19 protein-coding genes are annotated in these 21,217 nt (G+C 62.2%); 7 read left to right on the forward strand and 12 right to left on the reverse strand.

Annotated features, from left to right (window positions below):
- Positions 1-4: 4 nt before the first annotated feature.
- Complete coding sequence (locus tag HBO19_RS17375; RefSeq protein ID WP_169954396.1) at positions 5-1,135, reverse strand: carbon-nitrogen hydrolase family protein; 1,131 nt, start codon at positions 1,133-1,135, stop codon at positions 5-7.
- Between the two features lie 211 nt (positions 1,136-1,346).
- Here HBO19_RS17375 and HBO19_RS17380 point away from each other — a divergent pair, with 211 nt between their 5' ends.
- Together HBO19_RS17380 and HBO19_RS17385 are read left to right on the forward strand one after the other, a co-directional pair.
- Positions 1,347-3,386 carry an NADPH-dependent 2,4-dienoyl-CoA reductase gene (locus HBO19_RS17380; RefSeq protein WP_170057936.1) on the forward strand — a complete coding sequence of 680 codons (2,040 nt, stop codon included), beginning with the start codon at positions 1,347-1,349 and terminating at the stop codon, positions 3,384-3,386.
- A gap of 57 nt (positions 3,387-3,443) precedes the next feature.
- Positions 3,444-4,334 (forward strand): pyridoxal-phosphate dependent enzyme, encoded by an 891-nt coding sequence (locus HBO19_RS17385; protein WP_170057937.1) that lies wholly within the window; start codon positions 3,444-3,446, stop codon positions 4,332-4,334.
- Here the strand turns inward: HBO19_RS17385 and HBO19_RS17390 are convergent.
- The 3 genes from HBO19_RS17390 to HBO19_RS17400 form a co-directional block, all read right to left on the reverse strand.
- A complete protein-coding gene (locus tag HBO19_RS17390) occupies positions 4,331-4,876 on the reverse strand; it encodes a cytochrome b (RefSeq protein WP_170057938.1) in 546 nt (181 codons plus the stop codon). The two genes, HBO19_RS17385 and HBO19_RS17390, sit on opposite strands and share 4 nt — an antisense overlap.
- A 114-nt stretch (positions 4,877-4,990) precedes the next feature.
- A complete protein-coding gene (gene phnX / locus HBO19_RS17395) occupies positions 4,991-5,818 on the reverse strand; it encodes a phosphonoacetaldehyde hydrolase (protein WP_169954393.1) in 828 nt (275 codons plus the stop codon).
- Positions 5,819-5,896: 78 nt separating this feature from the next.
- Positions 5,897-7,006, reverse strand: coding sequence for a 2-aminoethylphosphonate--pyruvate transaminase (locus HBO19_RS17400; protein ID WP_170057939.1), 1,110 nt, complete (start codon positions 7,004-7,006; stop codon positions 5,897-5,899).
- Between the two features lie 112 nt (positions 7,007-7,118).
- Here HBO19_RS17400 and HBO19_RS17405 point away from each other — a divergent pair, with 112 nt between their 5' ends.
- A complete protein-coding gene (locus HBO19_RS17405) occupies positions 7,119-7,979 on the forward strand; it encodes a LysR substrate-binding domain-containing protein (RefSeq protein WP_170043132.1) in 861 nt (286 codons plus the stop codon).
- A gap of 146 nt (positions 7,980-8,125) precedes the next feature.
- Here HBO19_RS17405 and HBO19_RS17410 read toward each other — a convergent pair whose 3' ends face one another.
- From HBO19_RS17410 to HBO19_RS17425, 4 genes are all read right to left on the reverse strand, one after another.
- Entirely contained in the window at positions 8,126-8,635 is a 510-nt protein-coding gene (locus HBO19_RS17410) for a flavin reductase family protein (protein ID WP_170057940.1), read from the reverse strand.
- Between the two features lie 8 nt (positions 8,636-8,643).
- The gene (locus HBO19_RS17415; protein WP_076962641.1) at positions 8,644-9,672 is read right to left on the reverse strand and encodes a methionine synthase; all 1,029 of its coding nucleotides are present in this window, start codon (positions 9,670-9,672) and stop codon (positions 8,644-8,646) included.
- A gap of 26 nt (positions 9,673-9,698) precedes the next feature.
- On the reverse strand, positions 9,699-10,682 hold the full coding sequence (locus HBO19_RS17420; protein ID WP_076962662.1) for a DUF1852 domain-containing protein: 984 nt from the start codon (positions 10,680-10,682) through the stop codon (positions 9,699-9,701).
- A 276-nt stretch (positions 10,683-10,958) separates the two neighbouring features.
- Positions 10,959-11,837, reverse strand: coding sequence for a LysR substrate-binding domain-containing protein (locus HBO19_RS17425; protein WP_169954389.1), 879 nt, complete (start codon positions 11,835-11,837; stop codon positions 10,959-10,961).
- A 266-nt stretch (positions 11,838-12,103) separates the two neighbouring features.
- Here HBO19_RS17425 and HBO19_RS17430 point away from each other — a divergent pair, with 266 nt between their 5' ends.
- On the forward strand, positions 12,104-13,429 hold the full coding sequence (locus tag HBO19_RS17430; protein ID WP_170057941.1) for an MFS transporter: 1,326 nt from the start codon (positions 12,104-12,106) through the stop codon (positions 13,427-13,429).
- 118 nt (positions 13,430-13,547) lie between these two features.
- Positions 13,548-14,255: a YebC/PmpR family DNA-binding transcriptional regulator gene (locus tag HBO19_RS17435; RefSeq protein ID WP_170057942.1), complete on the forward strand. Its 708-nt coding sequence runs from the start codon at positions 13,548-13,550 to the stop codon at positions 14,253-14,255.
- Between the two features lie 133 nt (positions 14,256-14,388).
- Here HBO19_RS17435 and HBO19_RS17440 read toward each other — a convergent pair whose 3' ends face one another.
- From HBO19_RS17440 to HBO19_RS17455, 4 genes are read right to left on the reverse strand one after another with little or no spacing between them, the layout of a single operon-like run.
- Positions 14,389-15,693 (reverse strand): protein kinase, encoded by a 1,305-nt coding sequence (locus HBO19_RS17440; RefSeq protein WP_170057943.1) that lies wholly within the window; start codon positions 15,691-15,693, stop codon positions 14,389-14,391.
- Between the two features lie 35 nt (positions 15,694-15,728).
- The gene (zapE, locus tag HBO19_RS17445; protein ID WP_170057944.1) at positions 15,729-16,841 is read right to left on the reverse strand and encodes a cell division protein ZapE; all 1,113 of its coding nucleotides are present in this window, start codon (positions 16,839-16,841) and stop codon (positions 15,729-15,731) included.
- Between the two features lie 12 nt (positions 16,842-16,853).
- Complete coding sequence (locus HBO19_RS17450; RefSeq protein ID WP_169954385.1) at positions 16,854-17,600, reverse strand: anti-sigma factor; 747 nt, start codon at positions 17,598-17,600, stop codon at positions 16,854-16,856.
- Entirely contained in the window at positions 17,597-18,103 is a 507-nt protein-coding gene (locus HBO19_RS17455; RefSeq protein ID WP_169954384.1) for a sigma-70 family RNA polymerase sigma factor, read from the reverse strand. Before HBO19_RS17455 ends, HBO19_RS17450 begins: the two co-directional genes overlap by 4 nt.
- A 205-nt stretch (positions 18,104-18,308) precedes the next feature.
- Here HBO19_RS17455 and HBO19_RS17460 point away from each other — a divergent pair, with 205 nt between their 5' ends.
- Positions 18,309-19,916, forward strand: a complete 1,608-nt coding sequence (locus HBO19_RS17460; RefSeq protein ID WP_170057945.1) for an amino acid adenylation domain-containing protein — start codon at positions 18,309-18,311, stop codon at positions 19,914-19,916.
- Entirely contained in the window at positions 19,913-21,190 is a 1,278-nt protein-coding gene (locus tag HBO19_RS17465) for a hypothetical protein (protein ID WP_170057946.1), read from the forward strand. Before HBO19_RS17460 ends, HBO19_RS17465 begins: the two co-directional genes overlap by 4 nt.
- Positions 21,191-21,217 lie beyond the last annotated feature (27 nt).

Raw genomic sequence — 21,217 nt, forward strand, 5'->3', positions numbered from 1 at the left:
GGGTTTATAGCCACACGTTCAGCAGGCGCGCACCACGTGCGTTGCCGTCGGCGAAGACTTGGCCGTTGGCACTGAGAAAGCTCTGGCCGCTGGTGCCCTGGTCCCAGAACTGCCCGCGCATGAATACGCTCATGCCGGCACCGGCCAGGCTGATGGGGGCCTGGCTGATCAGGCTCAGGCGATGCCAGGCTTCGCCTTCACTGAGCTCTTCGGGCTTGAGGCTGACTTCCGGGGGCGTGGACACACTTTTGAAGCCGCGCCATGGCTTGTCCCAGGTGTCTCGGCCAATCACCAGTGCCGGCACGGCCACCAGTTGCGCGCCTTGTTCGTTGAGCTTGCGGTAGTTGTCGGGGTACCAACTGTCGCTGCCGATCAGGATGCCCAGGCGCCCGGCCGGGGTGTCGATCACGCTGACCGCGTTTTCGTCGCCCGGGGCGATAAAACCGCGCTCATCGAAAATCGGGTAGAGCTGGCGCTGGGGTTGGCCCAGCGGCAGGCCATCGCGGTCGAACACCAGGCTGGTGTTGTACAGCGCGCCATGGCCGACCTGCAGTTGACCCTGGCTGATACTGGGGTTGGGCAGGGCGATGGAGCCGGCAACCAGGGTCACCCCGAACTCCTTGGCCAGGCCGCCAAACAGCACCTGGTAATCGCGGGCCATGGCCGGCGCCTTCATGCGCAGGTAGGCATCGTCCAGGCGGTTATCGCCCTGGGCGCTGATCAATGCGCGCAGGAACAGCAAAGGGTTGCTCGCCGACAGCCAGTTCATCGCCTCCTTGAAGTTAGTCGCCTGATACAGCTCGTTTTTTTCGCCACTGACCATCAGCCAGGTGCCGACATGTTCGGGCAGGACCACGATGGTTTTATCGTTGAGCAGGCCCAGTTCCTGGGCATTGCGCAGGTAGGCCGAGAGCTTGAGGTGCAAGCGTTCCAGGCTCTGGTAGTCAGCGGGGAACAGCTCCGGCTGGATGCCCAGCAGGTTGCCGTGATCGGCGGGAGTGCCCTCGTTTACAGCCAGGTTGATCCGCAGGTCCGACAGGTAATGCCCCACGGGGCGCTCCTGGGTCCAGACCAGATAGGCGGAAACGGCGGCGACCAGGGCCATGGTGAGGGTCAAAGCAAGTAATTTACGCATGGGGGAACAGACAACAGGCCGTGTGCAGGGTTCGCCCCTAGGGTAGGGCGCGTCGCCACGCTTGCCAAGGGGCGTTGCGCATTTGGATCAATAAGTTGTCAGTTTCAGTCATTGAGCGCTAACGGCGTGGCTCTTAGTCTGTGGAACATAAACCGATGGCCGGCCATTCGAGCCTGTCACGTCCCGTGATGATCCGTTGTGGAGCTGTACCATGACCGCTGCTGCCTACCCGCACCTGCTGGCCCCGTTGGACCTGGGTTTTACCACCTTGCGCAATCGCACCCTGATGGGTTCGATGCACACCGGCCTTGAAGAAAAACCTGGCGGCTTCGAGCGCATGGCGGCGTATTTTGCCGAGCGCGCCCGTGGCGGCGTGGGCCTGATGGTCACCGGCGGTATTGGCCCGAACGATGAAGGCGGGGTGTACTCCGGGGCAGCCAAGCTGACCACCGAAGCCGAGGCGCTCAAGCACAAGATCGTCACCCAGGCCGTGCACGAGGCCGGTGGCAAGATCTGCATGCAGATCCTCCACGCGGGGCGTTATGCCTACAGCCCCAAGCAGGTCGCCCCCAGCGCGATCCAGGCGCCGATCAACCCGTTCAAGCCCAAGGAGCTGGACGAGGAAGGCATCGAGAAGCAGATCAACGACTTTGTCACCTGCTCGGTATTGGCCCAGGTCGCCGAGTACGACGGCGTCGAAATCATGGGGTCCGAAGGTTATTTCATTAACCAGTTCCTCGCCGCCCACACCAACCACCGCACCGACCGCTGGGGCGGCGCCTACGAGAACCGCATGCGCCTGCCGGTGGAAATCGTGCGCCGGGTGCGCGAAGCCGTGGGGCCGAATTTCATCATCATCTTCCGCCTGTCGATGCTCGACCTGGTGGAGGGCGGCAGCACCTGGGAAGAAATCGTCCAGTTGGCCAAGGCCATCGAACAGGCGGGCGCGACGATTATCAATACCGGTATCGGCTGGCACGAAGCGCGCATCCCGACCATCGCCACCAAGGTGCCGCGCGGTGCGTTCAGTAAAGTCACGGCCAAGCTGCGTGGCGCGGTGCAGATCCCGTTGATCACCACCAACCGTATCAACACCCCGGAAGTGGCCGAGCAGATCCTCGCCGAGGGCGATGCCGACATGGTGTCCATGGCCCGGCCGTTCCTCGCCGACCCGGAGTTCGTCAACAAGGCCGCCGCTGGCCGCGCTGATGAGATCAATACCTGCATCGGCTGCAACCAGGCCTGCCTGGACCACACCTTCGGCGGCAAGTTGACCACCTGTCTGGTCAACCCGCGCGCCTGCTACGAGACCGAGCTCAATTACCTGCCGGTCCAGCAGATCAAGAAAATCGCCGTAGTCGGCGCCGGCCCAGCCGGCCTGGCCGCTGCCACCGTGGCGGCGGAGCGCGGGCACCAGGTGACCCTGTTCGATTCGGCCAGCGAGATCGGCGGCCAGTTCAACGTGGCCAAGCGCGTGCCGGGCAAGGAAGAGTTTTTTGAAACCCTGCGGTACTTCAAGCGCAAGCTGCAGACCACCCATGTCGAGCTGTGCCTCAACACCCGGGTGGATGTGGCGCAACTGGTGGCCGGCGGTTATGACGAGATCATCCTCGCCACGGGTATCGCGCCGCGTACCCCGGCGATTCCTGGCGTGGAAAACCCCAAGGTGCTCAGCTACCTGGACGTGCTCCTGCAGCGCAAGCCGGTGGGCAAGCGCGTTGCCGTGATCGGTGCCGGTGGTATCGGCTTTGACGTGTCGGAGTTCCTCGTGCACCAGGGCGTGTCCACCAGCCTGGACCGCGAAGCGTTCTGGAAGGAGTGGGGCATCGACACCCTGTTGCAGGCCCGCGGCGGCGTGGCCGGGATCAAACCCCAGCCCCACGCCCCGGCGCGCGAGGTTTACCTGTTGCAGCGCAAAGCTTCCAAGGTTGGCGACGGCCTGGGCAAGACCACCGGCTGGATCCACCGTACCGGCCTGAAGAACAAGCAGGTGCAGATGCTCAATAGCGTTGAATACCTGAAGATCGACGATGAGGGCCTGCATATCCGTATTGGTGCCGAGGGCGAGCCGCAGGTGCTGGCGGTGGACAACATTGTGATCTGCGCCGGCCAGGACCCGCTGCGCGAACTGCAGGACGGCCTGGTCGCCGCTGGCCAGAACGTGCACCTGATCGGCGGTGCCGACGTGGCCGCCGAGCTGGATGCCAAGCGCGCCATCAACCAGGGCTCGCGCCTGGCCGCCGAGTTGTAAGGGCCGCGCAGGGGCGGTGTTAGACTACCGCCCCTTTTTTCATGCAGACGTGCCCTGATGGGTCCTTTCGATTGGCTTCCCCACGCGCCCCTTGAACCCTTGCAGTTGGATTGGCTGAACGGGGTCGAGGTGGCCGTGCTGCGCCTGGACCGCATCGACCCGCTGATCAGCGGCAACAAGTGGTTCAAGCTCACCGGGCACCTGGCCCAGGCGCGACAGGCGGGTGCCAGCGGCATCATCAGCCTGGGCGGCGCCTACTCCAATCATCTGCATGCCCTGGCGGCGGCCGGCAAACGCTTCGGTTTTGCCACCGTCGGCTTGTTGCGCGGGCACCCGCAAGACACCCCGACGGTCCTCGACCTGCAAGCCTTCGGCATGCAACTGCACTGGCTGGGCTACGGCGGTTACCGTGCGCGTCATGCGCCGGACTTCTGGTTGCCCTGGTGCGAGCGGTATCCGCACCTGCATCCCGTACCCGAGGGCGGCGGCGCCATGTCCGGGGCGTTGGGCTGTGGCGTGTTGGTCGAGCAGGTGCGCAGGCAGTTGCCCGCCCTGGGGTGGGCCGACTACGACGCCTGGTGGCTGGCAGCCGGCACCGGTACCACCCTGGCGGGTTTGGTGCTGGCGGAGGCGGGCGCGCATCCTGTTTACGGGGCCATGGCGGTGCCGGATGACCACGGTGTCGTGCAGAACGTGCGGGCCATCGTGCAGGGCGGGTATGAACTGTTGGACGCCAGTCGTGGCGGTTTTGCGAAAGTCGACCCGCCATTGCTGGCCTTCATCGACGCCACGCAGCAGGCCAGTGGCTTGCCCCTGGAGCCGCTCTATACCGGCAAGGCGCTGCTGGCGCTCAAGCAGCAGATCGAGGCCGGGCGCTTTGCCCCCGGCACTCGCCTGGTCTTTGTGCACACCGGCGGCTTGCAGGGCCGCCGGGGTTTTGTGGATTAACGCTTGGGCAACATGCGCAACACGGTGTTATCCCGCATGAAGTAGTGGTGGTACAGACCCGCCGCCGCATGCAGGCCGATCAGCCAGTAGCCGATGGTGCCGCCCAATACGTGCCAGCCTTCGATCTGCTTGGCCAGGTCCTTGTTTTCACCGATCAGCGGTGGCAACTCGATCCCGTAGAACCACACCGAATGCCCTTCGGCACTGACAATCAGCCAGCCAAAGATCGGCATGCCGATCATGAACACATACAACGCCAGGTGCATCAAGGTCGCCAGTAGCGCTTGCCATTGCGGCGGCGCGGGCAAAATCTTCGGCGCCACGCCAAGGCTGCGGGCAAACAGGCGCAGCCAGACCAGTACGAATACGGTCAGGCCGAACATAAAGTGCAGTTCCTTGATTAACGTGCGTCCGCCACTGCCTTTGGGGAAAATCCCGCGAAATTCAATGGTGACGTAGACCGCCACCAGCAGCACTAGCATCAGCCAGTGCAAGGCGATGGACATCGTACTGTAACGGGACTCGCTGTTTTTCCACGGCATCGCGTCTTTCCTCACTCATCAGGGGCAAACCTCCGTTCTTTGGCGACGGAGTCCCTAAAGCCTAAACCTGTTATGCAAGGTTTGCCCGAGTGAGGGGCGATGTATTGATCTCGATCAGGCGCTTTGCGGCATTTCACCACGTGCCAGGCGCTGATTGATGTCGGCGATCACGCCGGGCAGGTCGGTGATCGTGTCGATCAGGTAGTGCGGGCGCGAGCCGGCGAACATCGTTTCGATACGCTTGCGTTCGCTGGCCAGGGTCGCCGGGTCCAGGGCGCGGAACTGCTCGTAGGTCAGGCCCAGGGCGTTGCCCGAGCAGGTCAGCGCCACGGTCCACATCCCGGCGCGGCGGCCTTCGAGGATGCCCGGCACGGTGTCGTCGATCTTCACGCAGGCCGCCACGTCATCGATGCCCAGCGCGATCACGTTGGCCAGGGCCTGGGCCGGCCATGGGCGGCCATTGGGCACTTCGTCGGTGGCCACGACATGGTCGGCGATGTAGCCGTTGGTAGCCGCCAGTTCGACCACCTTGTCCATCACTTGCTTGGGGTAGCCTGAGCAGGAGCCGATCTTGATCCCTTGCGCACGCAGCGCGGCGATGGTCTCCAGGGCGCCGGGAATCAGCGCCGAGTGTTCGGCGATCTTCTCGATCTGCAACGGCATGAAGCGCTCGTAGATGGCGGTCACGTCATCGTCGGTCGGTGTGCGGCCGAAGGCCTTGCGATAGCGCTCGGCCACTTGCGGCTGATCACACAGGGTGCGGATGTGGTCCCACTTGCCCATGCCCATCGGGCCACGGGCTTCTTCGATGGAAACCTGCACGTCGAACTCGGCAAAGGCCTCGACAAAAATCTGCGTGGGGGCAAAGGAGCCAAAGTCGACCACGGTACCGGCCCAATCAAGGATGGCGGCCTGCAGGGTGTTGGGGTTCTGATAGTTCATGGTTCAAATCCTGTAAATAATGTGTAGGAACCGGCTTGCCGGCGATAGCGGCCCTGAAGGCCCCATCGCCGAAGGGAGTCAGATTTCGAGCACTTCCATCTCTTGCAGCGCCTGGGCAATCGCCGCCACCGCCGCTTGCATCTCGGCCTGGTTGACGTGACCGATGCAGCCCACGCGGAAGGTTTCTACCTGGGTCAATTTGCCCGGATACAGAATGAAGCCCTTGGCCTTGACCCGCTCGTAGAAGTCCTTGAACTGGTAGCGCGGATCGTTTGGCGCGTGGAAGGTGACGATGATCGGCGCCTGGATCGCGGTCGGCAGGAAGCTGCGCAGACCCAGGTCGGCCATGCCGTCCAGCAGCGTCTGGCAGTTGGCGGCATAGCGCTGGTGACGGGCTGGCAGGCCGCCTTCTTCGTTGTATTGCAGCAGCGCTTCATGCAGGGCGGCTACCACGTGGGTCGGCGGGGTAAAGCGCCATTGCCCGGTCTTGGCCATGTAGGCGTGCTGGTCGAACAAATCCATGGCCAGGGAATGGCTGTTGCCCTGGGCGGCGGCCAGTGCCTCTTTTTTCGCAAAGACAAAACCCATGCCGGGCACGCCTTCGAGGCATTTACCGGAGGCGGCGATCAGGGCGTCAAACGGCACTTGGGCGGCGTCGATGGGCAGCGCGCCAAAGGAGCTCATGGCGTCGATGATCAGGCGCTTGCCATGGTGCTGGATGACCTGGGCGATCTCCGGCAGCGGGTTGAGGATGCCAGTGCTGGTTTCGCAGTGGATCAGCGCGATATGGGTGATGCTGCTGTCAGCCTGCAACAGACGGTCGACATCGGCGGCGGTGGTGGGCTGGTCCTCAGCGGTCTCGAAGGTGCTGAACGGGAGGCCCAGCACTTCGCAGATCTTCGCCAGGCGCTTGCCGTAGGCGCCGTTGATCAGCACCAGCACTTTGCCATCGCGGGGCACCAGGGTACCGATGGCGGCTTCGACGGCGAACGTGCCGCTGCCCTGCAAGGGCACGCAGTGATGGCTGTCGCCACCGTTAATGATCACCAGCAGTTGCTCGCAGAGGCTGGCGGTCAGTTGGTTGAAGCGGTCATCCCACGAACCCCAGTCAACCATCATCGCCTGGCGGGTGCGGGCAGAGGTGGTCAGGGGCCCAGGTGTGAGCAGGATCGGCGCGGCAGTACTCATTCTCTTGTCCTCGCAAAGCAGTGGGATGACGCTACGGGACATAAATTGCAGTTTGGCTTGTCATCAATCAAATTGTTTGTTGTTATGCCAGCCATCAGTGAGGCCGATAGCTATGAATCTATTCCAACTCCGTGCATTTGACGCCGTGGCCCGGGACGGCAGTTTTACCCGTGCCGCCGCGCGCCTGTTTATCAGCCAGCCAGCCGTGACCGGGCATATCAAGGCGCTGGAAGAGCACTACCAGATCACCCTGCTGCGGCGTACCGCGCGGCGCGTGGAGTTGACGGAGGAGGGCATCAAGCTGGCGGCCATCACCCGCAGCATCTTCGGCCTGGTGGATGAAGCGCAGACCCTGCTCGAAGCCAACCGCCAATTGCTCACCGGACGCCTGGAGGTGGCGGCAGATGGCCCGCATATGGTCATGCCGATGTTGGCAAAGCTGCGTGCCCGTTACCCGGGGATCACCGTCAACCTGCGCCTGGGCAATGCCCAGGAAACCCTGGCGGCGCTGCTGTCCGAGCATGCGGATGTGGCGGTGTTGACCGAAGTCGAGCCGCGCAAGGGCGTACACCTGCAGCCGTTGAACGAGTCACGTATTTGCGCGTTGGTACCGGCTGGCCACCCGTGGCTGGCGGACCCGGCGGGTATTCGCCTGGAGCAGTTGGACCAGGTGATCATGGTGCTGCGCGAGCCCAGTTCCATCACCCGCCGCACTTTCGACGAGGCGTGTGCCAAGGCCGGCGTGCAGCCCAAGGTGTTGCTGGAGCTCGATAGCCGCGAAGCGGTGGCGGAAGCGGTGGCCGCCGAATTGGGGGTGGGGGTGGTGTCCTCCATGGAAGTCAGCCGGGACCCGCGGGTGCATGCGATTGCGATCCGTGGCGATGGGCTGCTGAACCAGCACATGCTCGGCTGCATGGAACGACGCCGCGAGTTGCGCTTGATTCAGGCGTTTTTCGAGTTGGCCTCAAGCTGATTGGGACGTTGCCCCCCCCCCCAGTTGAGCAGTCGTTTGCATTCGACTTCGAGTTGGCCCCGTACCCCTCTCGCAGGGCTGTAGGTGTCTAGTGTGCGTTAACGCAACATAACGGAGTGGTTTTTGCGCAGGATAACCCTCGTCGCTCAAACTGCGCCATGCGCCGCCAGGTTGCGATACTGCCCTTTGAAATACAGCAATGGCTGTGCGGTATCGGCCTTTTGCAGATCCATGGCTTTCACCTCACCAATCACTATCACGTGATCGCCTGCGACGTGCTCAGCGTGGATTTCACAGTCGAGCCAGTGCAGGCTGTCGGCAATGACGGGGTTACCTAGCGGTGATTCCTGCCATTCGATTCCATGCCACTTATCCGTGCCTCGACGAGCGAACTGGTTGGAAATCCCAACCTGTTCACCGGACAGAATATTGACTGCGAATCGACCTGCCTCACGAATCTTCGGATAGCTGGCCGAGCTGCACATGACGCTGAACGAGACCAGTGGCGGGTTCATCGATACGCTATAAAACGACTGGCAAGTAAAGCCAATCGGCTCATCACCGGTGTGCGAAGTAATCACCGTGATACCGCAAGCGTAGTGCCCGAGCGCCTGACGAAAGCTCAGGGGCTCGATGGAAGTAGCAGTGAGTGACATCGCGATTCCTAGTTCGACAGCTCTTTTCGAATGATCTCTGCGCCTGCGCTCAACGCATTCAACTTGCCCCTTGCCACCTGGCGAGGCAACGGAGCCATGCCGCAGTTGGTGCAAGGATAGAGCTTGTCGGCATCTACGAACTGAAGTGCCTTGCGTAGGGTATTGGCGACTTCCTCGGGCGTCTCGATGGCATGGTTTGCCACATCAATGGCGCCCACCATCACTTTTTTACCCCGGATGAGTTCGATCAGATCCATCGGGACGTGAGAGTTGTGACATTCGAGCGAGACGATATCGATGCTGGATTTCTGCAACTTGGGGAACGCTTCTTCATACTGGCGCCACTCCGAACCCAGCGTTTTTTTCCAGTCGGTGTTGGCCTTGATGCCATAGCCATAGCAAATATGCACGGCGGTTTCGCATTTGAGCCCTTCGATTGCTCGCTCCAAGGTGGCCACACCCCAGTCATTCACCTCGTCAAAAAACACGTTGAATGCAGGCTCATCGAACTGGATGATATCTACCCCGGCAGCCTCCAGCTCTCTGGCCTCCTGATTGAGAATCTTCGCGAATTCCCAGGCCAGTTTTTCACGGCTTTTGTAGTGAGCATCGTAGAGGGTGTCAATCATCGTCATGGGGCCGGGCAGGGCCCATTTAATTGGCTGCTTCGTCTGCTGGCGCAAGAATTTGGCGTCTTCCACGAATACCGGCTTTTTCCGAGAAACGGCACCCACAACCGTCGGCACGCTGGCATCGTAGCGATCACGAATCCGGACGGTTTCACGATTCTCGAAATCGACCCCTTCGAGATGCTCGATGAAGGTCGTCACAAAATGCTGACGGGTCTGTTCGCCATCACTGACGATATCAATGCCGGCCAACTGCTGCTCCTGCAAGGCGAGGCGCAAAGCGTCCTGTTTACCTTCAACCAGTTCTTCATCCTGCAATTTCCAGGGCGACCAAAGCGTTTCAGGTTGTGCAAGCCAGGAAGGTTTAGGCAAGCTCCCAGCGGTCGAAGTAGGCAACAGCTTTTTCATTAAAGAAGACCTTGATTTGAAATTAATTAATGCGCGCAGCTAACAGACCATTGATCAAGAATGACCTTATAGGGCTTGATGAATTGCTCTTCGGCAAACTTTCCCTGTTCAGTAGCCAGTCGGCTTCGCTCTTCTCGATCATAAATAATTCGAGTCAATGAATAGTCCTGATGCTTCAAACTAGGCTGGTAGAACTTTCCAGCTACGGAGTTTGCATTGTAAATCTCAGGGCGGTAGATTTTCTGGAACGTATCCATGGTGCTAATGGTGCCAATCAACTCAAGATCGGTGTAATCACCGAGCAAATTCCCCGAGAAGTAGAAAGCCAGTGGCGCGGCACTGTTCGGCGGCATGAAATAACGAACCTTCAAGCCCATTTTCCTGAAGTACTCATCTGTCAAAGAGTAGGCATCTTGCTGGTACTCAAAGCCCAACACAGGGTGCTGGTTCTCGGTTCGAAGGTATGTCCGGGTACTGGATACGCTCAGGCAGATGACCGGTGGCTTGTCGAAGTGCTCTTTGTAAGCGCTGGAGTTGACGAAGCACTTGAATAGTTTGCCGTGCAAATCGCCAAAGTCGTGTGGGGTGCTGAATTGTGACTGGTTCTTGTTGTGCTCCAGCAGCCGCACACTGAAGTCATAGTCTCGCACGTAGGATGAAAAGTTATTTCCCACTATGCCACTGATGCGTTGATTGGTTTCTCGATCAACAATCGTGGTCTTCAAAATCTCAATCAAAGGAATAGCGTGGCCGCGACCTTCAGTATCAATTTTCATTTCAGCGGAAATAATATCCAACTCGACCGTGTAACGATCACCCGTAGGATTGTCCCAGTGCGCCAACGCATTAAAGCGATTATCAATCATCTTCAACGTGTTGCGCAGATTCTCCTGACGACTCTCCCCCCTCGCCAGATTGGCAAAGTTGGTCGTGATACGCGTAGTGTCTGAAGGAAAGTAATTCTCATCAAAACAAATGCTCTTGATAGCAAATGTGAATTCGTTGTTCATCGTGACCTGCACCCGTATTTTGGACAAACCTGAAATGGCGCCTGGCCTCTTTCAGATTTGATCAACATGCTGTTTCTTCACTCGACGGCTTGTAGATCGGCCAGCGTGAAGAGCTGCACGTATTTTAAGCAAGGAGGCTACATGAACAAAAACGAATTGATTTCAAAAGAGTATTAGTCACGCTCATGATGGCGTGCAGGCTCAGGAACGAGGTTGGGTCGAGTCTGGCCAGCCATCGACAGCCTGTGCACGGGTCAACTCAATGCAATTACTCAGCTAATCGTCGCGCAGGCTTTCCCGGACAATCTCCAGGAAAGTCGCCACTACCCGCCGCGAACTCTGCTCCTTGAGGCACACCAGCGTTTCCTTCATGCGCTGGGTGCAGTCGCGGATGGGCATGGCATATACCCGTGAATCCGCGCCGAACTCCGACGCCGAGACCACCCCCACGCCAATCCCCACCACCACCGCCTCACGCGCGGCTTCGCGGCCTTCCACCTGGATCGCCGGGCGGATGCGCAGCCCGGCCTGATGCATCTCGCGTTCCAGGGTCTGACGGGTCACCGAGCCGATTTCCCGCAGCACCAGGGGCGTGTCGTCCAGGTCCGCCAGGTCGATGGACTCGCGCCCGGCCCATGGGTGGTTACGAGCGACAAACGCCAGCATCGGGTCATCGCGCAGGGGGATCGAGAGCAGGCGCTCATCGTCGACATCGCGCCCCACCAGCGCCAGGTCAGCCTGATAGTTGTGCAGGCGATACAGCGCATCATCGGTGTTGCCGGTCTCGATCCTTACGGTGATCCCCGGATAGCGTTCGCAAAACCGCGCGATCTGCGGCAGCACATGCACTGGCGCGTCCACGGCCAGGGTCAGGCTGCCGGTCTGCAGGGCCTTGGAGTCTTGCAGCAGTTCCTCGGCTTCGGCGGCAATCACGAACAGGCGCTGGGTGATACTCAGCAGGCGCTCCCCCAGGTCGGTAAGGCGTACCGAACGCTTGTTGCGATGGAACAGCAGCACGCCAAAACGCTCTTCAAGCTTGCGCACCTGATCGGAAATGGCCGGCTGGGTGAGGAACAGCCGCTGCGCCGCCGCGGTAAAGCTGCCGTGGACGGCCACGGCATGGAAGGCTTTGAGTTGGGCATGGGAAACCGACATGGCACGACCTCTTACAAGCTGAGCTTATATTTGAAATACGATAAATCGATTTTACCTATTAGTCAGCCATTGCTTTGATAGCGCTCAGTCGCCGTAGGTTGAGTCCTACAACTTCGGCGATCATGGGCCCTTGCGTGCACCCTTGCAGGACTCATCTGACCAGTACCCAGCGCCCTGCGCCCCGGTACTGCAGTGCAAAACAATAAAAACACAGGCAATTGCTTCTCGATTCTGCCGGCACACTCACACCTGAGGTCAGAACCACCATGAATATCCCTATGGGTAGCATCAAGCGTTGGCGCATGCAGATTTTCGCCATCACCTGGCTGGCATATGCCGCCTTCTATTTCACCCGCAAAGCGTTTTCCGTGGCCAAGTTGGGGCTCGTCGACGACCCCAGTTTCCCGCTGGACAAGATGATGATGGCCAACCTGGATGGCCTGTACCTGGCGGCCTATGCCGTTGGCCAGTTCACCTGGGGCATGCTTGCCGACCGTTTCGGCCCACGGGTGGTGGTGTTGGGCGGGCTGGTGATTTCGGCGGCCGCCGCCCTGGTCATGGGTACGTTTGCCACTTTGCCGATCTTTGTCACCTGCATGTTGATCCAGGGGCTGGCGCAGTCCACCGGCTGGTCGGGGCTGTGCAAGAACCTTGGCAGTTTCTTCCCGGCGCAGCAGCGCGGGCGGGTGTTGGGGCTGTGGAGCTCGTGTTACGCGTTTGGCGGGCTGGTGGCATCGCCATTTGCCGGCTGGTGGGCCTACACCCTGATTGGCAGCTGGCACGCGGCATTTATCTCCAGTGCCGCGGTGGTGGCGGTGGTGGCGGTGCTGTTCTTTATCTTCCAGCGCAACACGCCACAGGACGTCGGCCTGCCGCAAGTGGAACCCGAGCCGGCAATGAGCGCTGAAGAGCAGGCAGCGGCGAAAAAAATCAGCATCCTTGAGCCGTTGCGCGAGATCTTGCGCAACCGCACGGTGCTGACCCTGGGCCTGGCGTACTTCCTGTTGAAACCGGCGCGCTACGCGATCCTGTTGTGGGGCCCGGTGATTGTCTATGAGCAGATGCCCTCGGTGGGCAAGGTCGGCGCAGCGATTGTGCCGACGGCGTTCGAGCTGGCGGGGTTGTTGGGGCCGATCATGATTGGCCTGGCGTCCGACAAACTGTTCGGCGCCCGGCGCATGCCGGCCTGTGTCCTCAGCCTGCTGGCGCTGACGGTGTCGCTGGCGCTGTTCATGGGGGCCTTGCATACCGGTAGCGTGCTGTTGGTGATGGCCTTGCTGTTTGTGATGGGCCTGACCCTGTACGGGCCGGACTCGATGATCAGCAGCACGGCGGCGATTGACTTCGGTACGGCCAAGGCAGGCGCCACGGCAGCGGGCTTCGTCAACGGCTGCGGTTCGGTGGGGGCGATCCTCGGTGGCCTGCTGCCGGGCTACTTCGACACGGTGACGGTGTTTATCGTGTTCGCCGGCGCCGCGTTGTTTTCGGCGCTGGTGCTGATGCCCTATTGGAACGCGCGGCCTGCGGTTCTGGCGCAAGTGGGCGACTTTGTGCCGGATCGTTCCGTCGCGATCAAACCCCTGCGCACCTGAGGCCCCTGCAACGCTGGCCGGTTTTTTGGTGGAACGATGGGTTCTTGCCCTATAAACTCTGCGGCCAAAGCGCCGGCCAGTAGACGTCTCGGCGCCACGGATATCAAGAGAGTGAGTCATGGGCGCACAGTGGAAGGTTAAACATAAAGAAGCGGCATCCAATGCCAAGGGCAAGATTTTCGGCAAGCTGGTGAAGGAAATCACCATTGCCGCCCGTAACGGTGCGGACACCGCGACCAACGCCCACCTGCGTCTGGTGGTCGAGCAGGCCAAGAAGGCCTCGATGCCCAAGGAAACCCTGGAGCGCGCGATCAAGAAAGGCGCGGGCCTGCTGGGCGAGACCGTGCAGTACCATCGCGTGACCTACGAAGGGTTTGCCCCGCACCAGGTGCCGTTGATCGTTGAGTGCGTGACCGACAACATCAACCGTACCGTAGCGGAAATCCGCGTGGCGTTCCGCAAGGGGCAACTGGGGGCTTCGGGCTCCGTGGCCTGGGACTTCAACCACGTGGGGCTGATCGAAGCCTCGCCGGATACCCCGGACGCCGACCCGGAAATGGCCGCCATCGAAGCCGGCGCCCAGGACTTTGAAGAAGGTGAAGAAGAGGGCACGACCCTGTTCATCACCGAGACCACCGACCTGGACGCGGTGCAGAAGGCTTTGCCGGAGCAGGGTTTTACCGTGTTGTCGGCCAAGTTGGGCTACCTTGCGAAAAACCCGGTCAGCGGCTTGAGCGATGCGCAGATGGCTGAAGTCGAAGCCTTCCTCGAAGGCCTGGACAACCATGACGACGTGCAGGATATGTTCGTCGGCCTGGCGGGCTAAACCCGGCCTGGAATTATGGGCGCAGACTTGTGTGGGAGCGGGCTTGCCCGCGATAGCGGTGTATCAGATGGCACATCAGCTGGCTGACCCACTGCTATCGCGGGCAAGCCCGCTCCCACATTTACAGGGCGTTTCAGAGTGAGGACAGCAGCGCCTCGATCTCTTCGAACGCTGGACGCGCCAGCACCTGCGGCTGGCAGCAACTGTCACCCAGTGTCTCCAGCACCTGGCGCTGTTCAGCGCTCAAACCCGCGTCAATCCGCTCCAGCAACTCCCCCAGCAACACCCCGAACGCCCGCACTTCAATGCGCTGCAATGCCCTGGTCTCCAGGGTGTCGGCCGTGGCATGGAACGACGCGGCGCCAAAGTCCCCAAGCAAACAATCACCCTGGGCATTGCACAAAATATTGTGGCCATACAGGTCGCCATGGGTGATGCCGTGCCGGTGCAGGTGCGCGGCCACGGAGGCGATGCCGCGCGCCATGCGCAACGCTACCTCCACGCTGAAGCGGGTGGCGGGGTCGTAGATGTCCCGGGTGCAGGACGCCAGGCTGGGCAGGCCGGCGAGGTTGCGGTAGCTCGGGTCGATCAGGTCCATCACCAGCGCGGCCTGGTCATCGGGGTGGCCGACCACGCGGCCTTGCACTTTGATCAGGTTGGGATGCAACCCGGCGGCAATGCAGGCCTGCATTTCGTGCAGCGGCGAGCCGTCGCTGGTGATGGTGCCCTTGTAGAGTTTGACCGCGACTGGCTCGTTCGACGGTTTGCGCAGGGCCTTGCGAATCACCCCCGAGGCGCCTTCGCCCAGCACCTGGCCCAGTTCCAGTTCGGCCCAGGGAATGTTCGGCGTCGCGTCATCAGTTGCCACGTCCACCGCGCTTTCCACCGGGTTGCCGGCATAGGCCAGCCAGGTCAGGCGCGGCAGTGTCAGCAGCCAGTGGGGTAACTGAGTCAGGCGGTTGGAAGCGATGCGCAGCAGTTCGAGGTTATGGCACTGGGCCAGGCTCGCGGGCAGTTGCTCCAGACGGTTGCCGGCCAGCATGAGTTTTTGCAGCAGTGGCCGCTCACCGAGGGCGTCCGGCAACTGGCGGATGCGGTTATCGGTGAGGATCAGCCAGCGTAACTGCGGTGGCAGCGCGGCGGCGGGCACCTGCTCGATCTGGTTGGCCTTGAAGCCGACCATGCTCAACTGCGGGCACAGGCCCAGGCACGAGGGCAGCTCGGTAAAGGCGTTGTCCGAACAAAACAGCACGCGCAGGTGGGGCAGGCGATGCAGGTCGTCCGGCAGGCTGCACAGGGCATTGCCGCTCAGGTTGAGAATTTCCAGGGAGTCGGCCAGGTCGAAGATTTCCCGGGGGAACTGCGTCAGGCCGCAGGACAGGTCCAGGCGCTTGATGCCAGCCAGTTGGCCGGCCTTGAGTTGGGCAAGGGTATCCATGAACAGCGTAGGTCACTCGACAAGGTCAAAGGCGCTCATGATAGCGACTTGAGCGCCAGCGGGCTGACTTGTTGCAACTGCCCCAGGCGGCTGCGGGTGCGCGCCAGGTCAATCGCCTGGCCTTGCAGGGCGTCGTCCAGTGGCTGTTGGCCCAGCAGGGTCAGGTGCTTGTCCTGGTCGTACAGCACGTCGATCAGGTTGATAAAGCGCTGCTGCACGGCAATCGGGCATTCGCCGAGCAGCGGCAGGTCGTCGATGATCCAGTGGTCGAAATCCTCGCACAGCAACAGGTAGTCCATCACAGCGGTGGGCTGTTCGCACAGGTCGTTGAAGGTCAAGGCCAGGCTGCGCGCCTGGTGCCAGCGCACTTGCAGTTGCCGCGAGCCGACCGCCAGCGCCAGGGGCGGGCCAGCGGTGGGGGGCAGCGCCAGTTCGCGGCGCTGGGCCGGGGTGCCGGGCCACACGTATTGGCCGTGGGTGAAACGCTGCTGCTGGTGGTTCTGCGCCAGGCCCCGGTAGTCCTGGGGCGCGCTGACTTGCATGACGTCCATGTGCGCGCCGATCAAGTCGATCACCGGCTTGAAACGCTGGTGATACAGCGGGTTGGGCAGCAAGCCCTGGGGCGGGTAATTGGAGGTGACCAGCACCAGGATGCCCCGTTGGAACAGGGCCTTGAACAGACGAGTGATCAACATCGCATCGCCAATGTCATGCACATGGAATTCGTCGAAACACAGCACCCGGCAGCCGTCGAGCAACTGGTCCAGGGTGGCGCCCAGGGCATCGGCCTGTTGGCGGTGGGCAAACATGCCACGGTGCAGGCGGGCGAAAAAGTCGTGGAAATGCACCCGCTGCTTGTCAGGCAATGGCAGGGCCTGAAAAAACCCGTCCAGCAGCCAGCTTTTGCCCCGGCCGACGGCGCCGTGCAGGTACAGGCTGCGGGTCGGGCGCCGGTCCAGCAGGTACGCGGTCTGCCGGGCCATGGCGTCGATCACCTGTAATTGGCTGGGGCTGAGGGTGTAGCCCTGTTGCCGGGCCTTGTCCGCGAAGAACCGCTGAATGGCTGGCGCGCTGTCACTGGCGGTTGTTTTGCCGAACAGGCGTCTGAGCAAGGGCAGGCGACGCGGGCGGCTCTCTCGAAAAGGCATGGCGGTGGCGTCCTAGAACCGAGTGGTCTGCTTGAGCAATGGGGTGGTCGGCTCGTCCTCTTGGCTGACCATCGCATAGTTGTAGCCGGGGCTGGACCAGTACTCGGCCTGGAGCCCCTCGGCGCTGCGGCTGCCCCTTGGCAGCAGGGTGTTCTGCGGGCCCGGCGGGCGAATGTAGAAACTGATGCGCCGGCCTTGTGGGTTCTCGTAGAGCACCATCGCCGCCGCGCCCTGGTCGGTGCTGAGCAGGCGCGCGCTGACTGGGCTGAAGCCGGCCTGGCTGAGGTCTGGCAGGCGATGGGCCTGGGCGAAGTAGCGGTCGAGCCAGGCTTGCATATCGCCATTGCCCTGCACCTGGTAGTCGGCGGGCATGATCGGGTTCTGGGCAAACAGGCGATAGGCCTGCATGGCGTCGGTCATCGGCAGGCTGCTGGCGAGCAGGGTGGCCTGCCGCGCTTGCCAGCCACCCAGGCCGCCCAGGCCGATGGCGACCAGCAACATGGCGGCAGTGGCCAGGTGGCGGCGCGACTGGCGCTTGAGGCGCTGGCGAAGCAGCGCCGGATCCAGCTCGGGGTTGACCGCTGGCGGCGCACCGATGGCCGCGCGCAGGTGCTGGGCATCCTGTTGCCAGGCGTGGACCTGGGCCGCGACCTCGGGGTGGGCGGCGAGCCAGATCTGCAATTGGCGGCGATCCGGCTCGCTGAGCTGGTGATCGACGTACGCGTGCAGGTCGCGTTCATTGGGGGGCAGGCTGATCATTTGAGTATCCGCAGGGTAGGGCGGGTGATATCGCCGTCGCTGAGCTGGCGCAAGGCCTGGCGGGCGCGGGACAGGCGTGACATCACGGTGCCAATGGGCACGTCGAGGATATGGGCGACTTCCTTGTAGCTCAAGCCTTCCACCGAGACCCATAGCAGCAGGGCGCGTTGCTCGCTGCTCAACTGGTCGAAGGCCTGCAGGGTCGATTGCGCGATCACCGTGCGTTCGACTGACGGTTGCGCGTCATCGCGGCCGGTAAAGAACTCCAGCATCCGCGCATAGCGCCGCGAACGCCGGTGCGCGTCGAGGAACTGCCGGTAGAGGATCGAAAACAACCAGGCGCGCAAATCCCCGTCGACGCGCTTGTGGCGCCAGCTGACGATGGCGCGCTCCAGGCTGGCCTGCACCAGGTCGTCGGCGCTGCTGGGGTTGCGCGTCAGGGACAGGGCAAAGCGCCGCAGCCTGGGGAGGAGTTCACGCAACTGGTCGTCGAGCTCGTGCATGGAGGGCCTGCGTGTCGTGGGCGGTGTTGAGGAAGACGCCTAGGGGCAAAGGTTATTCCATCTGTGGGAAAAATAAGCGCTGTAGATAGCCTTGGTCTCTATCGTTTGTAAGCTCCCGTAGCCCTGTAATGTCGTGAATCGTCCTCAGTCCAGCCCCCTGCCTGCCCGAACAGTGTGAGGCAGGGGCCAGTTGAGGAGTTGACCCATGATATCGACGACAGCAGCGGATAGCGGTTTTGCTTGCACCAAGGCACTGGGCCATTTGCCCATCATCCAACGTCATACCCTTCAAACCTGGGGCTGCGGGCCGGCGCGGGCGCTGCCGTACGCGTGTATCCACCAGGCATTCGAGGCGCACGCCGCGGCAACCCCCCATGGGATCGCCGCGCTCTGCTCGGGCCAGAGCATCAGCTATGAGCAGTTGAACCGCCAGGCCGATCGGCTGGCCCGGCACCTGCTCGCGCAGGGGGTGATGGCGGGCGATACGGTGGCGCTGTTTGTCGAGCGGTCGATCCCCATGCTGGTGGGGATGCTCGCGGTGTTGAAGATCGGCGCGGCCTATGTGCCGCAGGATGCCAGGATCACCCCACCGGCGCAGTTGGCGATGATCCTTGAGGCGCTGTCGAGTGCAGTGGTGCTGACCTTGTCAGGGTTCAAGGAGCAATTGCCGCTGGCAGCGGGCCATCTGTGCGTGTGCCTGGACGAGTTCCTGGCGCAACAGCCGTGGGTGGCGCAGGCCTGCGAGCTGAACGTCGCCGCGCCAGACCCCGCCAGCCTGTGTTTTGTGCTGTTCACCTCCGGCACCACAGGGCGGCCCAATGGGGTGCGGGTGACGCACCGCAATGTGTGCAACATCCTGCTGACGGCACCGGGCAACCTGGGCATCAAGCCGGGCATGAGGGTTGGGCAAATCCTCAATATCGCGTTTGATATGGCCGCCTGGGAAATCCTCGGCTGCCTGGCCCACGGGGCGACGTTGCATATCCGTCAGCAAGATATCGGCGAAACGGCCCGCCATTGCCAAGTGCTGATCGCCACCCCGTCGATTCTCGCCACCCTGGACCCACGACAGTGCGCCACGCTTGAGGTGGTCGCAGTGGCGGGCGAGCCATGCCCGCAGGCCCTGGCGGATCGCTGGGCGGCCCATTGCACGTTCTATAACGGTTGCGGACCCACGGAAACCACCATCGTCAACACCTTGCACCGGCACGTACCGGGGGCGCCGTTGACCATCGGCCAACCGACGCCCAACAACACCGTGTATGTGCTGGATGAACACGGCCAGGCCTGCGCGCCGGGGGAAGTGGGCGAGATGTGGGCCGGGGGCGACGGGGTGACGGCGGGCTATCTGCATGACCCGTTGTTGACTGCGCAGCGTTATCGGCCTGATCCGTTCCTGGGGGCGGGGCGGATGATGTTCCGTACCCGCGACCTGGGGCGCTGGACGGATGATGGGGCCCTGGAGCATCTGGGGCGGGTCGACGATCAGGTCAAGGTGCGCGGTTTTCGCGTGGAGTTGGACGCGCTGGCCAGCACGCTGGAGGCCAGTGGCGCCTGTAGCCGGGCGGTGGCGTTGAAGTTCGACAGTCAGCACCTGGTGGCATTCGTCACACCGGCCACGGCGGACATTGCGGCAGCCAGGCAGTTCTGCGCGCAGCGGCTGGCCTACTACTGTGTGCCGGCGGTGATTTTTGCCTTGGAGCACTTGCCCCTGACGGCACGCGGCAAGATCGACAAGACCCTGCTGCGGCAATGGGCCTGTGACAGTGAGGAGGGTCGCCAACTCGCCCTCAAAGCAGGGGGCCGAGCATGATTGAGCGGTGGATGGCGACGGTAGTGCCCGCCTTGCCTGGCGGGTGGCGGCGGTGGCGTGGCTTGCCGATATTTTCCCATTACAACCGGCTGGTGGCGTTGGTGCTGCTGGGCAACGGGTGGTTTGCACTGTCTGGCTTGAAGCTGCCCGTGATCGACGCGCACCAAGTGTCGATGCTGGTGATGATCAACCTGTCCCTGGCGATCCTGGTGCGCCAGCAGTACGTGATCAACGGGCTGTTTTGGCTGGCCACGCGCATCCCGCTGAGCTGGCCGCTGTACCTGCGTCGCCATGCTGCCAAGGTCTATCACCTGGGCGGGCTGCACAGCGGCGGTGCGCTGGCGGCGACGCTGTGGTTCGCGCTGTTGGTCGCCAGCCAGGGCTGGCGTTACCTGCAACAGCCGCAGAGAGTTTCTGCGCCGTGGTTGTTGGTCAGTGCGGCGCTGTTGGGAGTGTTGCTGTTGATGGTGGTCATGGCGCAGCCGGGGATTCGCAGGCGTTTTCACAATGGCTTTGAGCGCGTGCACCGCTTTGCGGGGTGGGCGGCCTTGCTGTTGTTCTGGGTGCAGGCACTGCTGGCCGAGGCTCATCCGGTTGCATTCGGGATGCTGCTGGTGCTGACCTTGAGCATTGCCCTGCCTTGGTTGCGCTTGCGCAAAGTGGCAGTCAGTCATCAGCGGCCTTGCGCTCATGCGGTGATCACCACATTGCGCCACACCACGCCCTTTGCCGGCTCGTCGACGGCGATCAGCCTGCAGCCGCTGCTGGAGTGGCATTCGTTTGCCAATATCCCGACCCCGGGCCAGCCGGGCTTTCGCCTGATTATTTCCAGGGCCGGGGACTGGACGGGGCGTTTTATCGAGCACATGCCATCCCATGTCTGGGTCAAGGGCATTACCACGGCGGGCGTGGCGAATATCGAGACGTTGTTCAAGTCGGTGGTGTATATCGCCACCGGCAGCGGGATTGGCCCGGTGATGCCGCACTTGCTGGCCGGGCAGGTGCCGATCCAGTTGGTGTGGTCCACCCGCAGCCCGGCCAAGACCTATGGTGAAGAGCTGGTCGCCGAAATCCTGCGGGCGCAACCGCACGCAGTGATTTGGGACACCGACGTGCGCGGCAAGCCAGACCTGGTGCAGTTGGCGTACGCGGCGGTGCAGGATTTTGGTGCCGAAGCGGTGATCTGTATCGCCAACCAGGCGTTGACGCGCCGGGTGGTGGCGCAAATGGAGGCGCGGGGGATCCCGGCCTATGGCGCGATCTGGGACTCCTGAATCACCCGCTGCGAAAAAGCCTACGGC

The sequence above is a fragment of the Pseudomonas sp. WS 5021 genome (genome assembly GCF_012985535.1).
In the GTDB taxonomy this organism is placed as follows: domain Bacteria; phylum Pseudomonadota; class Gammaproteobacteria; order Pseudomonadales; family Pseudomonadaceae; genus Aquipseudomonas.